Genomic DNA, 18,953 nt, shown 5'->3' on the forward strand with positions numbered 1-18,953 from the left:
GTTCCTCTTGTGCCGAGCAGCCCGGACCATAGGGGCATTGCGCCGAAGCCGGCCGTGAGGGGCGGACCGCTTCAGCGGTCCGCCCCGTGGCAGGCGCTGTACGCCGTCCCCGACCCACACCAACACTCCGCCCCCGCCGCCGGCGGCCACGCCCCCGCGCGCCCCCGCGCCGCCAGCGTCGTCGCGTACTGCGGGAGCAGTGAGACATCCTCCGGGGAGGAGCCCTCTGAGGCGGCGAAGGCCTCGTAGGAGGGGACCGTGCCTGTGACGATGCCGAGGTTGGCCGTGCCGGACGATGCCAGTTCCCTCAGGGAGGACTCCGTGGCGGTCAAGTGGGCCTCGTACGAGGGGTATTCGGAGGAGAGGGACGGGTACGCGGAGAGGAGTTCCGTGTATTCGGCCGACGGCCAGTGGAGGACCGCCACCGGGAACGGGCGGGACAAGGCCTCCCGATACGTGCCCAGTTCCGCGCGGAGGCGGGAGATTTCGGCTGCCAGTTCCGCCGGGTTCTCCGAGCCGAGGGCCCACGTGCGCTTCGGGTCGTGGAGTTCGTCGAGGGACACCGGCGTGCGGTTGGCCTGGTCGGCGAGGGCGTCCCACGTGTCGTGGTCCGAACCGAGCATGCGGCGCACGCGGTGGCGGCCGAGGAGCAGGGGGTGTTTCGGCAGTGGGACTCCCGACTCCCGCTCCGAGTCCGGGACCAGGAGGTCGAGGGCCTCCGTGAAAGTGGCGTGGGCCTCCTCCAGCTCGTCGTGGGCCTCGAGGGACTCCGCCACGATCACCCATGGCGCCGGGTCCCGCGGGGCCGCCGTGCGGACACCCGTGATGATCGCCCGGGCCTCCGCCTCGTGGCCGTACTCCCACAGGTTCGCCGCCTTGAGCGCGCGGATCAGGGTGGGGGACTGGGGGGCCTCGGCGGACAGCAGGTTGTCGTAGAGGGTCGTCGCGCGGTCGCGGGCCTCGGCGAGTTCGTAGTGGGCCGCGGCCTGGAGGAGCAGGTGCTCCGCGTCCTCCGGGTACATCGCCGCCGTGCGCTCCAGGCGCTCGGCTTCCGCGACGTGGTTCGCGCGGTCGGTCTCGGCGTTCTCGGCGGGCGTGGCAGGGGTGTCGGGGCGCATGGGGGACACCGTACTGCCGGAAGCTTTCGCAGGGACCTGCCCGATCGGGTCGCGGACAACCAGTCACCACACTCCCTGCCGCCCGCCTCTGGTGACTTCGCGCCCCGCGATCTATCTTGCGCGCGTGCTGCTGCAACGTATGCAACGAATGCAACATACGCGTACCGATCGGCCTGCCGTCGTCATCCAAGGGCGGACCCGCAGGTCCACCGCCCGCCGCGTGCTGTGGAACGGGGCCGAGGTCGCCGTCACCCTCGGCCTCGTCGTGCTGCTGCTCGTCGTGCACCAGCTGTGGTGGACCAACCGGCAGGCCAGGGCCGGCGCCGACCGGCAGGTGCAGACCCTGGAGCAACAGTGGGGGGACGACCGGACCAGTGGGTCGTCCGAAGCCCCCGACCCCGACCCCGACCCCGTCGCCGGTGCCGTCGAGCCGAGCGGGACTCCCACCGGCACCCCCGGCGACGTCACCCGGGAGGACACCAAACCCGCCCCCCGCCCCAACTGGGACCAGGCCTACGCCATCCTCGGCATCCCCCGCCTCGGCCTGCGTGCCCCCGTCGCCGAGGGCATCAGCAAGGCGAACGTCCTCAACCACGGGTACGTAGGCCACTACCCGGGGACCGCCCAGCCGGGCGGCGGCGGGAACTTCGCGCTCGCCGGGCACCGGAACACGCACGGGGAACCGTTCCGGTACATCAACCGGCTGCGCCCCGGTGACACCCTCACCGTCCGGACGAAGACCGCCACGTACACATACGTCGTCGACAAGACGCTCGCCCAGACCTCGGCCGGTGACGGGGGTGTGATCAATTCCGTGCCGCAGAGTCGTGTCGTGCCGGGGGCCGGGTATGAGAATCCCGGGTACTACATCACCCTCACCACCTGTACGCCCGAGTTCACCTCCAAGTACCGGCTCGTGGTGTGGGGGAAGCTCAGCAAGATGAGTCCCCGATAGACAGAGCGTCCCCGTTAAGCTGCCGTTTCGTGATCAAACGGCCCCATCTGCTCTGGCTCCTCGTCCCCTTCGTGCTCTACATCGGCGCGCTGCCCTTCGTGAACCGCGTCGAACCTGTCGTGTTCGGGCTGCCGTTCCTGTTCGTGTGGCTGTTCGCCGCGACACTTCTGACCCCTGTCGCCGTGTGGCTGACCTGGCGCGGGGACCAGAAGCTCAAGGCGGGCAAGGGGGAGCGGTCATGAGCGACGGGGCTGTCGCCAGCACGCTCTTCGGCGGCTTCATGGTCGTCACCCTCGCCCTCGGGCTGCTCGCCGTGCGCGGCAAGGGCAAGGGCGGCGGGCTCACCGAGTGGTCCGTGGGCGGGCGTTCGCTCGGGGCCGTGTTCATCTGGGTGCTGATGGCCGGCGAGGGCTACACCAGCTTCAGCTATCTCGGAGCCGCCGGGTGGGGGTACAACTACGGCGCCCCTGTTCTGTACGTCGTCGCTTACATGTCGTGCGGATACGCCGTCGGCTACGTGGTCGGGCCGATGCTCTGGTCGTACGCGCGGCAACACGGACTCGTCAGCATCACCGACATGGTCGCCCACCGGTACCGGCGACCGTGGCTCGGTGCCGCCGTCGCCGTCCTCGTGACCGTGTTCCTGCTGCCGTACATCCAGTTGCAGATCACGGGGATGGGCGTCGTCGTCTCGACGATCTCGTACGGCGCGATCAGCCTCAACTGGGCCTATTTCATCGGCTTCGCCGTCACCACCGTCTTCGTCGTCGTGAGCGGCCTGCGGGGGAGCGCCTGGGTGTCGGTCCTGAAGGACGCGCTCGTCATCGTCACGCTCGCCTTCCTCGCCGTCTACGTACCTCTTCATTACTTCGACGGGTACGGGGACTTCCTCGGGCGGCTGGTGGAGGAGAAGAGTGCCTGGCTCACCCTTCCCGGGAGCGGCGGATCTCCTTACGGGGAAGGGTGGTTCGCGACCACCACCTTCCTGAACGCCCTCACCGTCGTCATCTTCCCGACCACCGTCGCCGGGTATCTGGGCGCCCGGAGCGCCGACGCGCTGCGGCGCAACGCGATGTGGCTGCCCGCGTACAACGTGCTGCTGTTCGTGCCGATGCTGCTGGGGATGGCGGCCCTGTTCGTCGTCCCGGGGCTCACCGGGGCCGACTCGAATCTCGCGCTGCTCAAGCTCGTCGTCGACTCCCTTCCCGCGTGGGTCGTGGGGATCGTCGGGGTCGCCGCCGCGCTGTCGTCGATCGTGCCGATGGCCGTGTTCATGCTGGTCATCGGCACGATGTGGGGGAGCAGTGTGATGTCGCTCGTGCCGCGGTGGCGGGGGTCGTCCGAGGCCTCCTCGCAGGCGCAGAAGGCCGGGTCGCAGATCGTGGTGGTCGTCGCCGGGTCGGTCGCGCTCGTGCTGACGTACGCCGCGCCCAACACCCTCGTACGGCTCTCCCTCATCTCGTACGAAGGGATGGCGCAGCTCGTACCGATGCTGCTGGTGGGGCTGTTGTGGCGGAGGTTGAGCTTCGTCGGAGCGGTGAGCGGGCTCGTCGTCGGGGTCGGGATCGTGTGCGGGCTCGTGTTCAGCGAGCACGACCCGGTGTTCGGGATGAACGCCGGGATCGTCGCCCTCGCCGCCAATCTCGCCGTGACGCTCGCGGTGACATACATGCGTCCGGCCGATCGTGACGAGCGGCCGGACGATGTCGTACTGGCCCGCGACCCGGTCGGCGCGGCGGGGTAGCTCGTGTTCGGTAGCTACTCCTGCGCCCCCGCCGCCTCCACCGGCCGGGTGCGCAGCGCCGTCCAGGCCGGCAGGAGCGTCGCGGTCAGTGACAGCGTGACGGCGCCGACCACGATCGCACCGTAGATCCACCAAGGCCCGGACGGCATCCAGGTGTTTGCCGCGGCCTGTGCGAACGGGATCAGGGAGGTGCACGCGGCCGCCGTGCCGAGGAGCAGGCCGATGGCGGCGACGATCAGGGCCTCGACGGTCAGCATCCTCATGACCTGGCCCTTCGTGGAGCCGACCAGCCGCTGGAGGGCGAACTCCCGGCGGCGGTTGCCGACGGACAGGACCAGGCTGTTGACCACTGCGAGCACGGTGTAGGCCACGATCATCGCGATCAGCAGGTAGTTGATCCAGGCCTGGGTCTGCGCGTCCTCGGCGTTGGCCTCGATCAGCGACCGGCGGTCGGTGACGTCGAGGCCGGGAGCGAGGGACGCCAGAGCGGGGACGGCCGAGGCCGGCGCCCGGACCAGGATCTGCGAGGGCCGCCCCAGGTCCGTGTGGGCCGCGAGCAGAGCGGCGGGCAGGAAGGCCGTCTCGTAGCCGGGGCGGCCCTCGAAGAGCGCGACGATGCGGACGTCGACCTCGGCGCGGTCGCCGAGGCGGAGCGTGAAGCTGTCGCCGACCGCCTTGTGCAGCTTGCGCGCCCGCTCGGTGGTCAGCGCCACGGTGCTCCCGTCGAGTGCTTCGAGGCTGCCCGCGACCGGTTCCACGGCCGTGGTGCGGGAGGCCTGCCGCGCGCTGACGCCCTGGAGCGGGATGCCGTCCTCGTCGGTCACGCCGTCGATGAAGCCCGTGCTCGTGGCGTAGGCGCTCGCCGCCTCGACGCCCTTGGTGCGGCGGACCTCGGCGAGGAGGGCGTCAGAGACGCCGCCCGCCGCCGGTGAAAGCACCGCGTCCGCACGGAGGTTGGCCGCGTACGCCGAGTTCGTGGCCTCGATCTGTGTGGTCTGGAGGTAGATGTTGCCGGTCGCCATGCCCGTCGCCAGCATCAGCGGCGTCACCGCGGCGGCCATGCGTACGGCGCGGACCCGGGCGTGCGAGGCGGCGAGCTTCCCGCCGGCTCCGGTGAACCACCGCACCGGGCCGCCGATCAGCCACGCCATCAGTTTGGTCAGCCCCGGTCCGAGCAGGGCGAATCCGATGACGGCGCACAGCACGGTCGGCCCCGCGGTGCTGCCCGCGATCGGCCCGTCGAACAGCAGGATGGTGAGGAGCGCCAGCGCCGCGGCCCCGGACAGGAACAGGACGGCCAGGACGATCCGCAGCGGGTGCGCCCAGCGCAGCTGCACCTCGGCCTCCCGCAGCGCCTCCACCGGTTTGACGTTCACCCCGCGCCGGGCGCCGATCCAGCCGCCGAGGAGCGCGGTGATCAGCAGCGCGCCGCCCGCGGCGACGGCCGGGATCCAGCCCTGCGCGTACGTCACCGAGTCCGAGACGAAGCCGGTGCCCTGGAACCGGTCGAACAGCCACCGGCCCACCGGCGGTCCCGCGAACCAGCCCGCGCCCGCCGCGGCCACGGCGACCATCAGCGTCTCGGTCAGCAGCATCCGCCGCAGCTGGCGCTGCGTCGAGCCGATGGACCGCAGCAGCCCGAACTCCCGGCGCCGCTGGCCCACCGACAGCGCGACCGTCCCGGACACCACCATGATCGCGACGACGGTCGTCATGCCGCCGAACACCCCCGCCAGCGCGACCAGATCGCTGCCGCCGGTCTCCACCTCGGGGAACTCCACGGCGCCCCGGCCGTCGCCGGACACGACCCTGAGCGGCTGCCCGTCGAGTGCGGCGGCGACCCGGTCTCGTACGTCACCGGGATCCGCGCCGGACCGTGTGCGTACGGCGATGTCCGCGACCGCCGGGGCGAGTTGCCCGGCCCGGTCGTCGGAGAGGAACAGTGCCGCCCGGTCCATGTGCTGCCGATCCATGTGCCGGCGGTCCATGTGCCGGCGGTCCGTCTGTTGGCGGGCCTTCACCACCGCGCTCACGGTGTACTTCCGCGTACCGCCCCCGGCCGCGATCCGGACCTCGTCGCCCGGTCCGACGCCCGCGGCCCGCGCCGTCCCGGCATCGAGCGCCACCTCGCCGTCCCGCGCCGGCGCCCTGCCCCCGACGATTCCGTACGGCGCGAAGGCGGCCGAGGACCAGCCGTGCGCCTGCGCCTTCACCGGCGCGGACCCGTCGCGTACGTCGCGTACGAGCGCCGCGTCGAAGGTCCGCTCGGCGACGGCCTCGTCGACGCCCTCTACGCCCCGTACCCGGGCGAGCGCCGCAGCGGGCACCGGAACCCGCTCGGGCATGATCGCCGGGTCCTCGGTGTCGTCGGGGTCGTCACCCTTGGCGGCCGGCGGCGTCACCGAGCGGTCCCCGGTCACCACGAGGTCGGCCTGCGCGAGCCGCTGCGCGGGCGCGTTGTTGCGTACGCCGGTCTCCAGCAGGCCGCCGCAGGTCATCACGGTGACCGTGCCGAGGAAGAGCGCGAGGAAGGTGGCCGTGAGGCTCTTTCCCCGGTACCGGATGGTGCGCCTGGCCAGCTTCCACATGTCCCCGGATCCCCTCGTCCCCTTCACGTGAACTCCCGGTTCACGCTAGGGACTTGGGTCGCGTGGGCCCATGGGAGTGGCGCCCGTGTGCGGGGTGGGGACAACCCCCGCAACGGGGGCGGGTTCAGGAGCTGTGCCGACGCCCCCGCAGCGCCAGCAGTACGCCCGCCGCGACGAGGGCCAGGACGCCGGAGACGATCAGCGCCGTGTTCGTGCCCCCGGCCAGCGCGTGCGTCGACGTGCCGGTCGACGTGGACACCGCGATCATCAGGGCCACCCCCGCCGCCGAACCGATGTAGCGGGACGTGTTGTTGGCGCCCGAGCCCATCGCCGCGCGTCCGGCCGGGACCGACTCGACGGCGAGCAGTGGCAGCGCGGCGTTCAGGAGTCCGCTGCCGATGCCGGAGACGACGAGGCCCGGCAGCAGGCGCCGCCAGTCGCCGGAGCCGGCCGCGCCCAGCATCGTGGCGACGGCCAGCGCGTGCAGGGCGAAACCGACGGCCAGTTGGTGGCGGGGCGAGACCCGGCCCGCGAGCCGCCTGACCTGGAGCGCCACCACGAACGACGTGCCGGACCAGAGCACGAACAGGCCCGCCGTGCCCATCGCCGTCACGCCCATCGTGTGCTGCACGAGCGTGGGGACGTAGCTGAAGAGCGCCACGACGGCGAGGCCGGTGAAGAACGCGCCCGCCGTCGACGCCAGGAAGAGCGGGCGGCGCAGCAGTGACAGGTCGATCATCGGCGTGCGGGTGCGGCGTTCGAGCAGAACGAATGCCACCAGTAGTGCGGCCGCAGCGACCAGCAGGACGCCGATGGGTGCCCGCAGCCAGCCGTCGCGGCCGAGCGTGAGCGCCGCGAGGAGGGCGACCAGAGCGAGGCCGAGGGTGAGCGCGCCGGGCAGGTCGGGACGGCCGCCGCGCGGGGAGCGTGACTCGGTGAGGGCCCGGGGTGCGAAGGCCGCCACCGCCGCCGTGGCCAGGGCCAACACCCCGTACGCCCAGCGCCAGTCGGCCAGGTCCGTGACCGCGCCCGCGAGGACCGGGCCGAGCGCGATGCCGCCGCTGACGAACGCGCCCCAGACCCCGGTGGCCTTGACCCGGCCCGCAGGGCTCGGGAACGCGTGCACCAGCAGGCCGAGGCTCGCGGCCAGGATCGCCGCCGACGCCGCGCCCTGCGCGATCCGGGCGAGCGTGAACAGGAGGGTGCTCGTGGCGAGCGCGCCGAGCGCCGTCGTGACGGCGAGCAGGGCGGTGCCGAGGACGAACGCGCGGCGCCGCCCGTAGTCGTCGGCGAGGCTGCCCGCGACCAGCAGCAGTGCGGCGAGGCCGAGCGGGGTGCCGTTCAGCAGCCAGGCCTGGGCGGACAGCCCCGTGTGCAGGGACGCGGCCGTGTCGGCGAGCGTGATCATCGGCGCGGTGTACGTCATCAGGGCCACGGCCGTCGCCGCGCTCGTGACGGCGAGGGCGGCGGTGGGGCGGGGCGGCGCCGTCGGCGGGGAGGCGGGCTCGGGCGGCGCCTGCTGCGCGTGTACGGGCTGTGGCATGGGTGGGCCCATCCAGACTTAGGTTCAGTGAATGAACTTACCGGGTTCGACGAACGTAGCACGGTAGGTTCGGTCACTGAACCTGTAAGCCGGAAAGTGGCTACAGTGGGGCCATGGCTCTCGGCAAGGACTACGCGTCGCAGCAGTGCTCGCTCGCCCGCGCACTGGAGATCGTCGGCGAACGCTGGACGCTGCTCGTCGTGCGCGACGCGCTCTACGGCGTGCGGCGCTATAACGACTTCCTCGTCCACCTGGGCATCCCGCGCGCCGTCCTCGCGACCCGGCTCCAGTCGCTCACCGCCGCCGGCGTCCTGGAGAAGCGGCAGTACCAGGAGTCGCCCCCGCGCCACGAGTACGTCGTGACCGGGCTCGGGCGTGGGCTGTGGCCGGCGGTGCGGGCGCTCGGCGCGTGGGCGCGGGACATTCCGGGGACCCAGCCGATGCGTGAGTTCCGGCACGCCGTGTGCGGGACGCCGCTCGGGGTCGTCGGTGAGTGCGCCGTGTGCGGTGACCTCGTAGAAGTCGAGGACGTGGAGATGCTGCCGGGCGCGGGGCTCGACCGGCACCCCGCCGATCCGGTGAGCCGGGCACTGCTCGAACCGCGGCGCCTCCTCCAGCCGGTTGTGACCGAGCCTGTATAACTGGCAAGACGTATCGACATGACTGGCAGGACGTACCGACCGCACGAGCGGCGAGGGGAGGCAGGCGCATGGCACGCACGACCAGCGGGTCCGTGAGCGGGGCCGTGACGCTGCGGCCCGTCGCCCTGCTGCTCTTCGTCCTCCTCGGTTCGTCGGCGCTCGTCGACACCGGCAGCCTCGCCGGCGCCGTGGCGCTCGCGACCGCCGCGGCGGGCTCCGCGCTCGCCGCCTGCACCGTCCTGGCCGCGCGCTCCGCGCCCGCCGTGGCGCGTACCCGTATCCGTACCGCCATCCGCGACCGCGAGCGGCGCACCGCGTTCCTGCCACAGCGCGACCCCGACGCCTCCGGCCGTCCAAGGCCCCGAGCACCGGGACGTCTCGTCCCGACGGCCTGCTGAACCCTTCGAACTCTTAGAGCGCTCAGAACTCTTAGAACCCTTCGGGTCCGCAGTCCGTCACGCCGAAACCGCACACCGCGTCCTGTTTCCGGCACGACGAGACCCCCGGAGGGCTCACCCATGTCGTCGTTCATGTCCGTTTTCGCCAGCCTGGTCGAGCACCTCGCCGACCTCATCCAGCCGCTCCTCGGCGCCTCCGCCACTGCCGCGGCGATCGTTCTCTTCACCGCGTTCGTACGCCTCCTCGTCCACCCCCTGTCGCGGGCCGCGGCCCGTGGGCAGCGCGAGCGGGCCAAGCTCCAGCCGCGCATCGCCGAACTGCGCAAGAAGCACAAGAGCAGCCCCGAGAAGATGCAGAAGGCGATCATGGAGCTGCACAAGGAGGAGAAGGTCTCCCCGCTGACCGGCTGTCTGCCGATGCTCTTCCAGATGCCGGCGTTCTTCCTGCTCTACCACCTGTTCTCGAACCGCAGCATCGGCGACGAGCCCAACGCGCTGCTCGGTCACACCCTCGGCGCGGCACCGCTCGGCGGCCGGTTCCACGACGCGCTCGCGCACGGCGGGCTCTTCGGGGAGCAGGGGCTCGTCTACGTGGTGCTGTTCGCGCTCGTCGCCACCGTCGCGACCTTCAACTACCGGCGGACCAAGCGGCAGATGGCGTCCGCCCCCAAGCCGGGCGGGGACGGGCAGCAGCAGGTGCCGGGCATGGCGGCGATGGGCAGGTTCATGCCGCTGATGTCCTTCTTCACCCTCTTCACGGTGGCCTTCGTGCCGCTCGCCGCCGCGCTGTACGTCGTCACGTCGACGACGTGGAGTTCGATCGAGCGGGCCGTGCTCTACCGGGACATTCCGTACGCGGGTGGGGCGGCGGCCGCGCCGGCGCTCTGAACGCTCAGCGGTCGTCCAGGTCCAGTCCGTGAACGAGGTATTGCGGACTGGACGTTCTCCTTGGAGGATCGACCAGTCCTCCGATGGCTGCACGCCGCACCGGGCCGTGGAGGCTCCTCCTACTGCAGAGGGAGTTACACCATGAAGCTGCTGCGAGTCGGTCCCGCCGGAGCCGAGCGCCCCGCGCTGCTCGACGCCGAGGGAACCCTGCGCGACCTGTCGGAACTCGTCACGGACGTCGACGGGGCACTCCTCGCCGACGACGCCGCGATCGAGCGTGTACGGGCCGCCGTCGCGGCCGGGGAACTGCCCGTCCTCGACGCGTCGGGGCTGCGGATCGGTCCGCCGGTGGCCCGTATCGGCAAGGTCGTGTGCATCGGGCTGAACTATCACGACCACGCGGCGGAGACCGGCGCCCAGCCGCCCGCCGAGCCGGTCGTGTTCTTCAAGGCGGCCGACACGGTCGTCGGGCCCGACGACACGGTCCTCGTACCGCGCGGCTCCGTGAAGACCGACTGGGAGGTGGAGCTCGCCATCGTCATCGGGCACACGGCCCGCTACGTCGAGTCCCACGAGGCCGCCCTCGCGTGCGTCGCCGGGTACGCGGTCGCGCACGACGTGTCCGAGCGCGAGTTCCAGATCGAGCGCGGCGGCACCTGGGACAAGGGCAAGAACTGCGAGACGTTCAACCCGCTCGGCCCGTGGCTGGTGACCGCCGACGAGGTCCCCGACCCGCAGGCGCTCGGCCTGCGCCTATGGGTGAACGGCGAGCTGAAGCAGGACGGCACGACGGCCGACCAGATCTTCCCGGTGGCCGAAGTGGTGCGCTACGTCAGCCAGTTCATGACCCTGTACCCCGGCGACATCATCAACACCGGTACGCCGGCGGGTGTCGCGATGGGCCAGCCGGAGCCGAAGCCGTATCTGCGGGCGGGTGACGTGGTGGAGCTGGAGATCGACGGGCTCGGGCGGCAGCGGCAGGAGCTGAAGGGGGCGTAGGCGCTCGCCGCGCCGGGGTTCGGGGGGCGTGACCACGGGCCCCGGGCGGTCTGGGTCTGCCGCGGTTGCGGTCACGGGGCTCTGCCCCGGCCCCCGCGCCTCAATCGCCGGCGGGGCTTGAATGGCTCAAGCGGCGGCGGGACCACCGGAGGTGCAGGTGGAACGGGAGGCGGTGACGGCGGCGAACTCGCCGACACCGGCACCCCGTCCGAGGGCACTCTGGTGCTCGGCTCGATCGCGGCGGTCACCGCGGCGACGGGCGCGGGCGCGGTCTACCTGGCGCGCAGGCGGCGGGAGGGAACCCGCGGCTGAACCAGAGGCCACCCGCGGCCGCGGTTCACTGGGAGGTGAACCGTTCCAGGGCGTCCACCACCAGTTTGTGGTCCTCGATCTGAGGGAGGCCCGAGACCACCACGGTGCCGACAACTCCCGCTCCCCGTACGGTGATCGGGAACGCGCCGCCGTGGGCCGCGTACGTGTCCGGGTCGAGGCGCGAGGCGTCCTCGAACGTCGTGCCCTTGGCCCGGAAGCGGCTGCCGACCAGGTAGGACGAGGCGTGGTAGCGCTCGACGACGCGGCGCTTGCGGGCGATCCACGCGTCGTTGTCCGGGGCCGAACCCGGCAGCGCCGCGTGGAACAGCTGCTGGCCGCCGCGCGTGATGTCGATGGCGACGGGGGCCCGGCGCTCGCGGGCCAGGTCGACGAGGAGGTTCCCGAGGGCCCAGGCGTCGTCGTACGTGAAGGAGGTCAGGACCAGGTCGCGTTCCTGCTTCTCCAACTCCGGGATCTGTGGGGCGTTTTCGGGGTTCGCCATGGCGGGGGGATTCGTCACAGCTGCACCGTCACACCGTCGCGGGCCGAGACGCGGGCCGCCTCCAGGACGTCGAGCGCGTCGGCGGCCTGCGTGGCGGGCACCGGGTTCGGGGTGCCGTCGCGCAGCGCCGCGGCGACGGCGGCGTAGTACGCGGGGTAGTCGCCGTCGACCGTCGCGAGCGGGCGGCCGCCGCCCGTCAGCGGGGACTCGCCGGAGCCGACGCGGCCCCACAGCGATTCGTCCTCGGCGCCCCACGGCTCGCCGGCGGTCGGGCGCTTGCCGTCGCGCAGTGCCGCCTCCTGCGGGTCGAGGCCGTACTTCACGTAACCGGCCTGCGAGCCCAGCACGCGGAAGCGCGGGCCGAGTTGGGCGGTGGTGGCGGAGACGTACAGGTGCGAGCGCACCCCGTTCGCGTGGGTGATCGCGATGAACGTGTCGTCGTCGGCCTCGGCGCCGGGGCGGCGCACGTCCGACTCGGCGTAGACGGAGACGGCCGGGCCGAACAGGACCAGGGCCTGGTCGACGACGTGGCTGCCGAGGTCGTAGAGGAGGCCGCCGATCTCCTCCGGGTTGCCGGACTCGCGCCAGCCGCCCTTGGGCTGCGGGCGCCAGCGCTCGAAGCGCGACTCGAAGCGCCAGACGTCGCCCAACTCGCCGTCCGCGAGCAGCTTTTGGAGGGTCAGGAAGTCGTTGTCCCAACGGCGGTTCTGGAAGACCGACAGGAGCAGGTCCTGCTTCTCGGCGAGCGAGGCCAGCTCGCGGGCCTCGGCCGCCGTACCCGCGACCGGCTTGTCGACGACGACCGGGAGGCCCGCCTTGAGGGCGGCCGTGGCGATCGAGACATGCGTCTTGTTCGGCGAGGCGATGACGATCAGGTCGAGCTCGTCGGCCCGCTCCCACAGTTCGTCGGGGGAGGCCGCGAAGCGCAGGTCCTCGCCGTGCTCGGCGCGGGCCTGGGCCTGCCGCTCCGGGTTGGAGGTGACGACCGTGTCGAGGGCCAGGCCATCGGTGGCGGCGATCAGGGGGGCGTGGAAGACGGAGCCTGCCAGGCCGTAGCCGACCAGGCCCACGCGGAGGGGAGCACTCGTACCAGTCATGCCTCCACTTAAGCAACGGTGTTGCCAAAGTGCAAGCGCGGGGGACAATGGGCTGGTGGCCACGGATGTTGACCACGGAGGCTGGTCACGGATGGTGACCACGGGGGCTGGTCACGGATGTGAGGAGGACCATGGCGGCGACGGTGGGCGCGAACCTGAGCGCCCTGCGCGGGCACAATGCGGCGCTCGTGCTTGATCTGCTGCGTACGGCGGGAGAGGCGGGGATAAGCCGTCTGGAGCTGGCCGAGCGCACCGGGCTCACCCCGCAGGCCGTCAGCAAGATCACGGCGCGGCTCAGGGGGGACGGCCTCGCCGTCGAGGCCGGCCGCCGGGCCTCCACCGGGGGCAAGCCGTGCACCGTCCTGCGGCTGCTCCCGGGCGGCGCGCACGCGGTCGGCCTGCACCTGGACCGCGACGAGCTGCACACCGTGCTCACCGATCTGTCGGGCGCCGTCGTCGCGGCCCGACGCGTCCCGCTCGACCTCGGGGCGGGATCCGACGCGGTGCTCGCGGCCGCCGCCTGTGAGGTCGACGCGCTGCTCGACGCGGACGGGGGCCGGACCGTCCTCGGCGTCGGCGTCGCCGTGCCGGGACCGCTCGACCACACCGACGGGGTGCTGCACCGGGTCACCGGGTTCCCGCAGTGGGACGGCTTCCCGCTGCGGGACGCGCTCGCGGAGCGGCTCGGCCTGCCGGTCGTCGTGGACAAGGACACGAACGCGGCGGCGCTGGGGCTCGCGCTGGAGGGCGAAGGGGAACGCTCCTTCGCGTACCTCCACCTCGGTACGGGGCTCGGCGCGGGGCTCGTCCTCGACGGCGCGCTGTACCGGGGTGCGCGCACCGGTGCGGGGGAGTTCGGCCACCAGGTGATCCAGCTGGACGGTCCGCTGTGCAGTTGTGGCAACCGGGGCTGCATCGAGGCGATCTGCCTCGCGGCGGTTGCCTCCGGCGGGGAGCGGGGGCTTGATGAGGCGGCGCGGGTGCTCGGGGAGGGAGCGGCGAATCTGGTGAGCCTGCTCGACATTGACGCGGTGTTGCTCGGGGGGCGGGTGGTGGCGGCGCACGAGGGGCGTTTCGTACGCGGGGTGGAGCGGGTCGTCGCGGCCCGGGCGCGTCGTGAGGGTGGCGGCCCCGCGATTCCCGTGCGGGCGGCTCGTGGCGGCGAAACCCAGGCGGTCGTGGGCGCGGCCCACATGCTCCTGGCCCCCTTGTTCGGCCACCCGTAGCCCCCTGAGCCCACCCGTCGTTACGGCCTCGGGGCTCCGCCCCGGACCCCGCGCCTCAAACGCCGGCGGGGCTTGATTGCCTCGAGCGTCGGCGGGGCTGGATCGCCTCAATCGCCGGCGGGGCTTGATTGCCTCAGTCGCCGGCGGGGCTTGAGCTATCAAGCCCCTGCGGCGATTGAGCAGCATCTTTTAAGCCCCTGCGGCGATTGAGCAGCGGGGTCCGGGGCGGAGCCCCGGGGCCGTAACGACGGTGCCGGGGGACCGGGCGGCTGGGCCGATCGAGGGAAGCGCGCGGCGCGGCGCGACCAGCCAACCCGCCTCAGCCGCACGGCACGTGCAACGTTCTGGCCCACGACTGTCGTCAACTCCGCGACCAGTGAAGGGCCTTCATGCGACTGCGCCGCCCGCTCGCCCTCGCCGCCATCACCCTCACCGCCTCCGCCCTCACCGCCCTCGGCCCCACGAACGAGGCCCCCGCGGACACCGGCACCCAAGCCTGCGCGGCAGCGAAGCGCGGCGACTTCCCCATCGACACCCGCATCGGCGAGGGCCCCGCCACCTACCACCCCGGCGACGCCCCCCGGCACTTCTCGCTCGACCTCACCAACACCACCGCCACCCGCTGCGCCGACCTCCACCCCGTCCTCGTACTGGTCGACGAGGCCCGGAAGCTGACGCCGAAACACATCACGCTGGAGTTCCGCGACGCGGGCCGCTGGCGCCCCGTGACCGTCGAGCGGACCGGCCGGGACGAGAACATCGGCGTCTTCGACGGCTTCCCCGGGTTCTCGGTCGGCGCGGGCGACACGGTCACCGTCGACGTCCGCCTCGCGTTCGCCGACGACACCCGCCCCGACCACGTCGTCGCCAACGCCGCGCTCGTCCGGCGCAAGGACGACGACGGCGACTGGGTGGGCGAGTCCGACGACTACCCGTTCACCATCGAAGAGGGAGAGGCCACGGGCCCGACCCTCGCGGACGAGCTCGCCCGGACGGGCCCGCGCGCCCTGCTCGGACTGGGGGTCGCGGCCGGCACACTCCTCCTCGCCGGCACGACCCTCGTGGTGGGAGCCCGGCGGCTCCGCGTCGGCGGACGCTGAGCCCCGCCCCACCACCGGCCCGGCCGCCGCCCCAGCCGAAGAGCGCGGCGGCCGGGCCCAAGGGGCCGGAGGGCAGCCCAGATGCACCCACCACACGTGTTCATCCACATCTGCGACCATCCCCGCGTGGACTACCCGAACGACCAGGCCCCCGGCGCCCCCGTGCGCGACGGCATCCCCGAGCACGGGCGCATCCCGAAGTACTACGCCGTCAAGGCTCAAATCGCGGCGCTGCTCGGCGAGTTGGCCGAAGGCGAGGCCCTTCCCGTCGAGCGTGAACTCGCCCTGCGCTACGAAGTGGCGCGCGAGACCGTGCGGCAGGCGCTGCGCGAGCTGCTGCTCGAAGGGCGGCTGCGGCGCCACGGCAGGGGCACCGTCGTCGCCGGCCCGAAACTGGCGCAGCCGCTGTCCCTCGCCTCGTACACGGAAGGCGTGCGCCGACAGGGCCGGCGCCCGGGGCGCACCCTCATCGGCCTCGAACGCTTCCCGTGCCCGCCCGCGCTCGCCGCCGAGATCGGCCTCGACCGCGGCGAACCCGTCTGGCACATGGAGCGCGTGCTGCTCGCCGACGACGAGCGCGTGGGGCTCGAGTCGACGTACGTCCCGGTCTCCCGGGTGCCGCGCCTCGACGCCGAGTTCGATCCCGACTCCTCGTTCTACTCCTACGTCCACGACCGTCTCGGCATCGAGTTCGGCTCGGCCGACGAGCGCATCGAGACGGTGCTCGCGACCCCGCGCGAGGCCCTGCTCATCGGCACGCCGCCCGCGCTGCCGATGCTGCTCATCCACCGGATCTCGTACGACACCGGGCGCCGCGCCACGGAGCGGGTGCGGACGCTTTACCGCGGGGACCGGTTCTCGTTCACCACGCGTTTGGGCCCGGACAGCTGGTAACCCGCCGCCTCCCGGCGGCAGTTGATCGCCCGCGCCCCATCTTGATAACAGGAAGGTAACGGGTCTGGTCCAGGCTTGGGTGCCCGTTCACCGTCCCGTTGCCGCGCCGCTCCGCGCGGGACACCCGCCGCCGGGAGCGTGGCCGCCGTGAGAGACAACCACCAGAAGCTGAGCGGCATCCGGTTCGACCGGGTGTCGGTCGCGTACGGCGGCACCACCGTTCTCGACTCCCTCGACCTGACCGTCGAGCCCGGCGAGGTGATGGCCCTCCTCGGCCCTTCGGGCTCGGGGAAGACCACCGCGCTGCGCGCCGTCGCCGGGTTCGTGCGGCCCGCGTCCGGGAGGGTGTTCCTCGGCGACCGCGACGTCACCGACCTGCCGCCGCACCGGCGCGGCATCGGCATGGTCGTCCAGCAGTACGCGCTCTTCCCGCACCTGCGCGTCGAGGACAACGTCGCGTTCGGGATGAAGGCCCAGAAGGTACCGAAGGGCGAGATGCCCGGCCGCGTCGCCGAAGCCCTCGAACTGACCGGCATGGCCTCCTATGCCAAGCGCTACCCGCGCGAGCTCTCCGGCGGCCAGCAGCAGCGCGTCGCCATCGCGCGCGCCCTCGCCGTCCGGCCCGGTGTGCTGCTGCTCGACGAGCCGCTGTCCGCGCTCGACGCGACGCTCCGCTCCGGAATGCTCGCCGAACTCGCGCGACTGCACCGCGAGTTGCCCGACGTGTCGATCCTGTACGTCACCCACGACCAGGTCGAGGCGCTCACCCTCGCCGACCGCATCGCCGTCATGGACAAGGCCCGCCTCCAGGACGTCGGCACACCACAGGACCTGTACCGGCGCCCGCGCACCGAGTTCACGGCCTCCTTCGTCGGCAACGCCAATCTCCTCCCGGTGAAGGTCGGTTCGGCCGAAAAGGGCACGGTCTCCTTCGGCTCGACCGAGCTGAAGGTCCCGACCCGGGACGCCGCCGCCGGCTCCACCGCCACACTCTGCGTCCGCCCGCACCTCGTCGGCCTCGGCGAAGGCCCCAACTCCCTTGCGGGTGAGGTCTCCGAGGTCCAGTGGCGCGGCTCCACCCACCGCCTGCACGTCGACGTCGACGGCCATCAGGTCAAGGCGGACCTGCGCGAACTGCGTGATCCGCCCGTGCTCGGCGACCGGGTCACCCTGCACTTCGCGCCGGACGACGCGGTGCTGCTCTCCGCGGGGGTGGCCGATGGCTAGTACCGTCCCGGACCTCAGGGAACGTGAACCGGCACCGGGGGCTGTGCCCACCCGTTCCGCCGTGCGGAACGCCTGCCCACAGCGGCGGCTGCCGCGAATGATCTGGAGCCTGCCGCCCGTCGCCGCCCTCGCGGTCGTCTTCCTCTACCCGCTCTTCCTCGTCGTCCAGCAGTCGCTCACCCCCGACACCGGCGGCACGTCCCTCAAGCCGTACGCCGACGTCTTCGCGTCGTCCGCGTTCCGCGAGGCGCTCGGTACGACGGTATGGCTCGCCGTCGGGGCCACGGTCGGCTGTCTCGTCCTCGGCTTCGCGCTCGCGCTGATCGTCGCGTTCGTGCCGTTCCCCGGTGCGAAGGCCGTCGCCCGCTTCATCGACGTCTTCCTGTCCTTCCCCTCCTTCCTGATCACGCTCGCCCTGCTCTTCGTGTACGGGCAGGTGGGCATGGCCAACGGGCTGTGGACGGACGTCACAGGCGCCGCGTCCGGCCCCTTCCAGTTCCTGGCCACACCGTGGGGTGTGCTGCTCGCGGAGATCACCTACTTCACGCCGTTCGTGATGCGCCCGCTGCTCGCCGCGTTCTCGCAGGTCGACACGGGGCAGCTGGAGGTCGCCGCGTCGCTCGGGGCGCGGCCCGCCCGGATCGTGCGGCAGGTGATCCTGCCGGAGGCGCTGCCCGCGCTCGCCGCCGGGGGAAGCCTCGTCCTCGTCCTGTGCCTCAACGAGTTCGGGATCGTCCTGTTCACCGGCGCCAAGGGCGTCACGACGCTGCCGACCCTCGTCTACAGCAAGGCGATCCTCGAGTCCGACTACCCGGGCGCGTGCGTCGTCGCGGTCGTCAACGTCCTTGTCTCCGTGAGCCTTTACGGCCTGTACCGGGTGGTGAGTCGTCGTGCTCGTACATAGCAAGGCCGGCAAGTGGGGAGCCTGGGGACTCTTCTTCGTCCTCTTCCTGCCGCTCTTCGCCCTTCCGCTGCTCGTCGTCCTCGCGGCGTCCTTCGCCACGAACTGGTCCGGCGCCCTGCCCTCCGGCCTCACCGGCGGCCACTACGAGGCCGCCACCAGCGGCGACTCGCTCACCGCCCTGACCACCAGCCTGGTCACGGCCGTCACCGCGAGCGTGCTCGCGCTGCTCGTCGGCGGTTGGGCCGCGCTCGCCGCCGCCGCGCTCAAGAAGCGCGGGCGCCGCGCCATGGACGCCCTGTTCGTGCTTCCGGTCGCGGTGCCGTCCGTGGTCGTCGGCCTCGCCGTCCTCGTGGCGTTCAGCCGGCCGCCGATGCTGCTCAACGGCACCCGCTGGATCGTGATCATCGCCCATACGATCCTGGTCACGGCCTTCGCGTACCAGTCGGTGTCCGCCGCCCTCCAGCGCCTCGACCCGGCGTACGAACAGGCCGCGGCCTCCCTCGGCGCACGGCCCGCGTACGTCCTGTGGAAGGTGAAGCTGCCGCTGCTGCTGCCCTCCCTGAATGCCGCCGCGGGCCTCTGCTTCGCCCTGTCCATGGGCGAGTTGAGCGCCACGATGATGCTCTACCCGCCGAACTGGATGCCGCTCCCGGTGCAGATCTACGCGACCACCGACCGCGGCTCCCTCTTCACCGGCTCCGCGATCGCGGTGGTCCTGATGGCCGCCACGCTGCTCGTCCTGCTGGCCATGTCGCGGATCCGCACCAAGGCCTCGTACCGCTGAAGACCCAGCTGAAGACCCATACGTAGCAACGGA

At 72.2% G+C, this 18,953-nt stretch carries 19 protein-coding genes; 14 read left to right on the forward strand and 5 right to left on the reverse strand.

Going from position 1 to position 18,953, the window contains the following annotated elements; genetic code table 11:
- Positions 1–71: 71 nt before the first annotated feature.
- Complete coding sequence (locus tag ACIRHA_RS37185) at positions 72–1,118, reverse strand: SEC-C metal-binding domain-containing protein (RefSeq protein ID WP_403855170.1); 1,047 nt, start codon at positions 1,116–1,118, stop codon at positions 72–74.
- 148 nt (positions 1,119–1,266) lie between these two features.
- Here ACIRHA_RS37185 and ACIRHA_RS37190 point away from each other — a divergent pair, with 148 nt between their 5' ends.
- Genes ACIRHA_RS37190 through ACIRHA_RS37200 form a run of 3 tightly spaced genes read left to right on the forward strand, consistent with a single transcriptional unit; the run spans position 1,267 to position 3,817 of the window.
- Positions 1,267–2,073, forward strand: coding sequence for a class E sortase (locus tag ACIRHA_RS37190; protein ID WP_403855172.1), 807 nt, complete (start codon positions 1,267–1,269; stop codon positions 2,071–2,073).
- Positions 2,074–2,102: 29 nt separating this feature from the next.
- Positions 2,103–2,315: a DUF3311 domain-containing protein gene (locus tag ACIRHA_RS37195; protein WP_403855174.1), complete on the forward strand. Its 213-nt coding sequence runs from the start codon at positions 2,103–2,105 to the stop codon at positions 2,313–2,315.
- Positions 2,312–3,817, forward strand: coding sequence for a sodium:solute symporter (locus ACIRHA_RS37200; protein WP_403855176.1), 1,506 nt, complete (start codon positions 2,312–2,314; stop codon positions 3,815–3,817). The genes ACIRHA_RS37195 and ACIRHA_RS37200 overlap by 4 nt, the downstream gene beginning before the upstream one ends.
- A 14-nt stretch (positions 3,818–3,831) precedes the next feature.
- Here the strand turns inward: ACIRHA_RS37200 and ACIRHA_RS37205 are convergent, their stop codons facing one another.
- Both ACIRHA_RS37205 and ACIRHA_RS37210 read right to left on the reverse strand, forming a co-directional pair.
- Complete coding sequence (locus ACIRHA_RS37205) at positions 3,832–6,432, reverse strand: ABC transporter permease (protein ID WP_403855178.1); 2,601 nt, start codon at positions 6,430–6,432, stop codon at positions 3,832–3,834.
- A gap of 97 nt (positions 6,433–6,529) precedes the next feature.
- A complete protein-coding gene (locus ACIRHA_RS37210; RefSeq protein ID WP_403855180.1) occupies positions 6,530–7,948 on the reverse strand; it encodes an MFS transporter in 1,419 nt (472 codons plus the stop codon).
- A gap of 113 nt (positions 7,949–8,061) precedes the next feature.
- On the opposite strand from ACIRHA_RS37210, the gene ACIRHA_RS37215 reads away from it, so the two are divergent.
- The 5 genes from ACIRHA_RS37215 (at position 8,062) to ACIRHA_RS37235 (ending at position 11,186) form a co-directional block, all read left to right on the forward strand.
- Positions 8,062–8,589 (forward strand): winged helix-turn-helix transcriptional regulator, encoded by a 528-nt coding sequence (locus ACIRHA_RS37215; protein ID WP_403855182.1) that lies wholly within the window; start codon positions 8,062–8,064, stop codon positions 8,587–8,589.
- Positions 8,590–8,657: 68 nt separating this feature from the next.
- The gene (locus ACIRHA_RS37220; RefSeq protein ID WP_403855184.1) at positions 8,658–8,987 is read left to right on the forward strand and encodes a DUF6412 domain-containing protein; all 330 of its coding nucleotides are present in this window, start codon (positions 8,658–8,660) and stop codon (positions 8,985–8,987) included.
- Between the two features lie 120 nt (positions 8,988–9,107).
- Positions 9,108–9,875, forward strand: a complete 768-nt coding sequence (locus ACIRHA_RS37225; protein WP_403855186.1) for a YidC/Oxa1 family membrane protein insertase — start codon at positions 9,108–9,110, stop codon at positions 9,873–9,875.
- A 141-nt stretch (positions 9,876–10,016) separates the two neighbouring features.
- The gene (locus ACIRHA_RS37230) at positions 10,017–10,874 is read left to right on the forward strand and encodes a fumarylacetoacetate hydrolase family protein (protein WP_403855188.1); all 858 of its coding nucleotides are present in this window, start codon (positions 10,017–10,019) and stop codon (positions 10,872–10,874) included.
- Between the two features lie 117 nt (positions 10,875–10,991).
- Positions 10,992–11,186 (forward strand): hypothetical protein, encoded by a 195-nt coding sequence (locus ACIRHA_RS37235; protein WP_403855190.1) that lies wholly within the window; start codon positions 10,992–10,994, stop codon positions 11,184–11,186.
- A 25-nt stretch (positions 11,187–11,211) separates the two neighbouring features.
- On the opposite strand, the gene ACIRHA_RS37240 is transcribed toward ACIRHA_RS37235, so the two are convergent.
- Complete coding sequence (locus ACIRHA_RS37240) at positions 11,212–11,688, reverse strand: heme-degrading domain-containing protein (RefSeq protein WP_403855192.1); 477 nt, start codon at positions 11,686–11,688, stop codon at positions 11,212–11,214.
- Between the two features lie 14 nt (positions 11,689–11,702).
- Positions 11,703–12,785, reverse strand: a complete 1,083-nt coding sequence (locus ACIRHA_RS37245; RefSeq protein ID WP_403855194.1) for a Gfo/Idh/MocA family oxidoreductase — start codon at positions 12,783–12,785, stop codon at positions 11,703–11,705.
- Positions 12,786–12,916: 131 nt separating this feature from the next.
- Between ACIRHA_RS37245 and ACIRHA_RS37250 the strand changes: the two genes are divergently transcribed.
- The 6 genes from ACIRHA_RS37250 to ACIRHA_RS37275 all read left to right on the forward strand — a co-directional run bounded on the left by ACIRHA_RS37250 (position 12,917) and on the right by ACIRHA_RS37275 (position 18,920).
- A complete protein-coding gene (locus tag ACIRHA_RS37250) occupies positions 12,917–14,011 on the forward strand; it encodes an ROK family protein (protein WP_403855196.1) in 1,095 nt (364 codons plus the stop codon).
- Positions 14,012–14,400: 389 nt separating this feature from the next.
- Positions 14,401–15,111 (forward strand): hypothetical protein, encoded by a 711-nt coding sequence (locus tag ACIRHA_RS37255; RefSeq protein ID WP_403855198.1) that lies wholly within the window; start codon positions 14,401–14,403, stop codon positions 15,109–15,111.
- Between the two features lie 126 nt (positions 15,112–15,237).
- Positions 15,238–16,005 (forward strand): GntR family transcriptional regulator, encoded by a 768-nt coding sequence (locus ACIRHA_RS37260; protein WP_403855200.1) that lies wholly within the window; start codon positions 15,238–15,240, stop codon positions 16,003–16,005.
- A 147-nt stretch (positions 16,006–16,152) separates the two neighbouring features.
- On the forward strand, positions 16,153–17,232 hold the full coding sequence (locus ACIRHA_RS37265; RefSeq protein WP_403855202.1) for an ABC transporter ATP-binding protein: 1,080 nt from the start codon (positions 16,153–16,155) through the stop codon (positions 17,230–17,232).
- Complete coding sequence (locus ACIRHA_RS37270) at positions 17,225–18,136, forward strand: 2-aminoethylphosphonate ABC transporter permease subunit (RefSeq protein WP_403855204.1); 912 nt, start codon at positions 17,225–17,227, stop codon at positions 18,134–18,136. The genes ACIRHA_RS37265 and ACIRHA_RS37270 overlap by 8 nt, the downstream gene beginning before the upstream one ends.
- Positions 18,123–18,920, forward strand: a complete 798-nt coding sequence (locus ACIRHA_RS37275) for an ABC transporter permease (RefSeq protein ID WP_403855206.1) — start codon at positions 18,123–18,125, stop codon at positions 18,918–18,920. The genes ACIRHA_RS37270 and ACIRHA_RS37275 overlap by 14 nt, the downstream gene beginning before the upstream one ends.
- Positions 18,921–18,953: the final 33 nt, after the last annotated feature.

Origin of the sequence: Streptomyces sp. NPDC102360 (assembly GCF_044766085.1) — a bacterium.
Lineage (GTDB): Bacteria > Actinomycetota > Actinomycetes > Streptomycetales > Streptomycetaceae > Streptomyces.

Coding starts and splice junctions, on each gene's coding strand:
- ACIRHA_RS37250 (WP_403855196.1), top strand. CDS start 12,917: ATGGCGGCGACGGTGGGCGCGAACCTGAGCGCCCTGCGCGGGCACAAT.
- ACIRHA_RS37215 (WP_403855182.1), top strand. CDS start 8,062: ATGGCTCTCGGCAAGGACTACGCGTCGCAGCAGTGCTCGCTCGCCCGC.
- ACIRHA_RS37245 (WP_403855194.1), bottom strand. CDS start 12,785: ATGACTGGTACGAGTGCTCCCCTCCGCGTGGGCCTGGTCGGCTACGGC.
- ACIRHA_RS37230 (WP_403855188.1), top strand. CDS start 10,017: ATGAAGCTGCTGCGAGTCGGTCCCGCCGGAGCCGAGCGCCCCGCGCTG.
- ACIRHA_RS37270 (WP_403855204.1), top strand. CDS start 17,225: ATGGCTAGTACCGTCCCGGACCTCAGGGAACGTGAACCGGCACCGGGG.
- ACIRHA_RS37200 (WP_403855176.1), top strand. CDS start 2,312: ATGAGCGACGGGGCTGTCGCCAGCACGCTCTTCGGCGGCTTCATGGTC.
- ACIRHA_RS37220 (WP_403855184.1), top strand. CDS start 8,658: ATGGCACGCACGACCAGCGGGTCCGTGAGCGGGGCCGTGACGCTGCGG.
- ACIRHA_RS37240 (WP_403855192.1), bottom strand. CDS start 11,688: ATGGCGAACCCCGAAAACGCCCCACAGATCCCGGAGTTGGAGAAGCAG.
- ACIRHA_RS37210 (WP_403855180.1), bottom strand. CDS start 7,948: ATGCCACAGCCCGTACACGCGCAGCAGGCGCCGCCCGAGCCCGCCTCC.
- ACIRHA_RS37255 (WP_403855198.1), top strand. CDS start 14,401: ATGCGACTGCGCCGCCCGCTCGCCCTCGCCGCCATCACCCTCACCGCC.
- ACIRHA_RS37185 (WP_403855170.1), bottom strand. CDS start 1,118: ATGCGCCCCGACACCCCTGCCACGCCCGCCGAGAACGCCGAGACCGAC.
- ACIRHA_RS37190 (WP_403855172.1), top strand. CDS start 1,267: ATGCAACATACGCGTACCGATCGGCCTGCCGTCGTCATCCAAGGGCGG.
- ACIRHA_RS37225 (WP_403855186.1), top strand. CDS start 9,108: ATGTCGTCGTTCATGTCCGTTTTCGCCAGCCTGGTCGAGCACCTCGCC.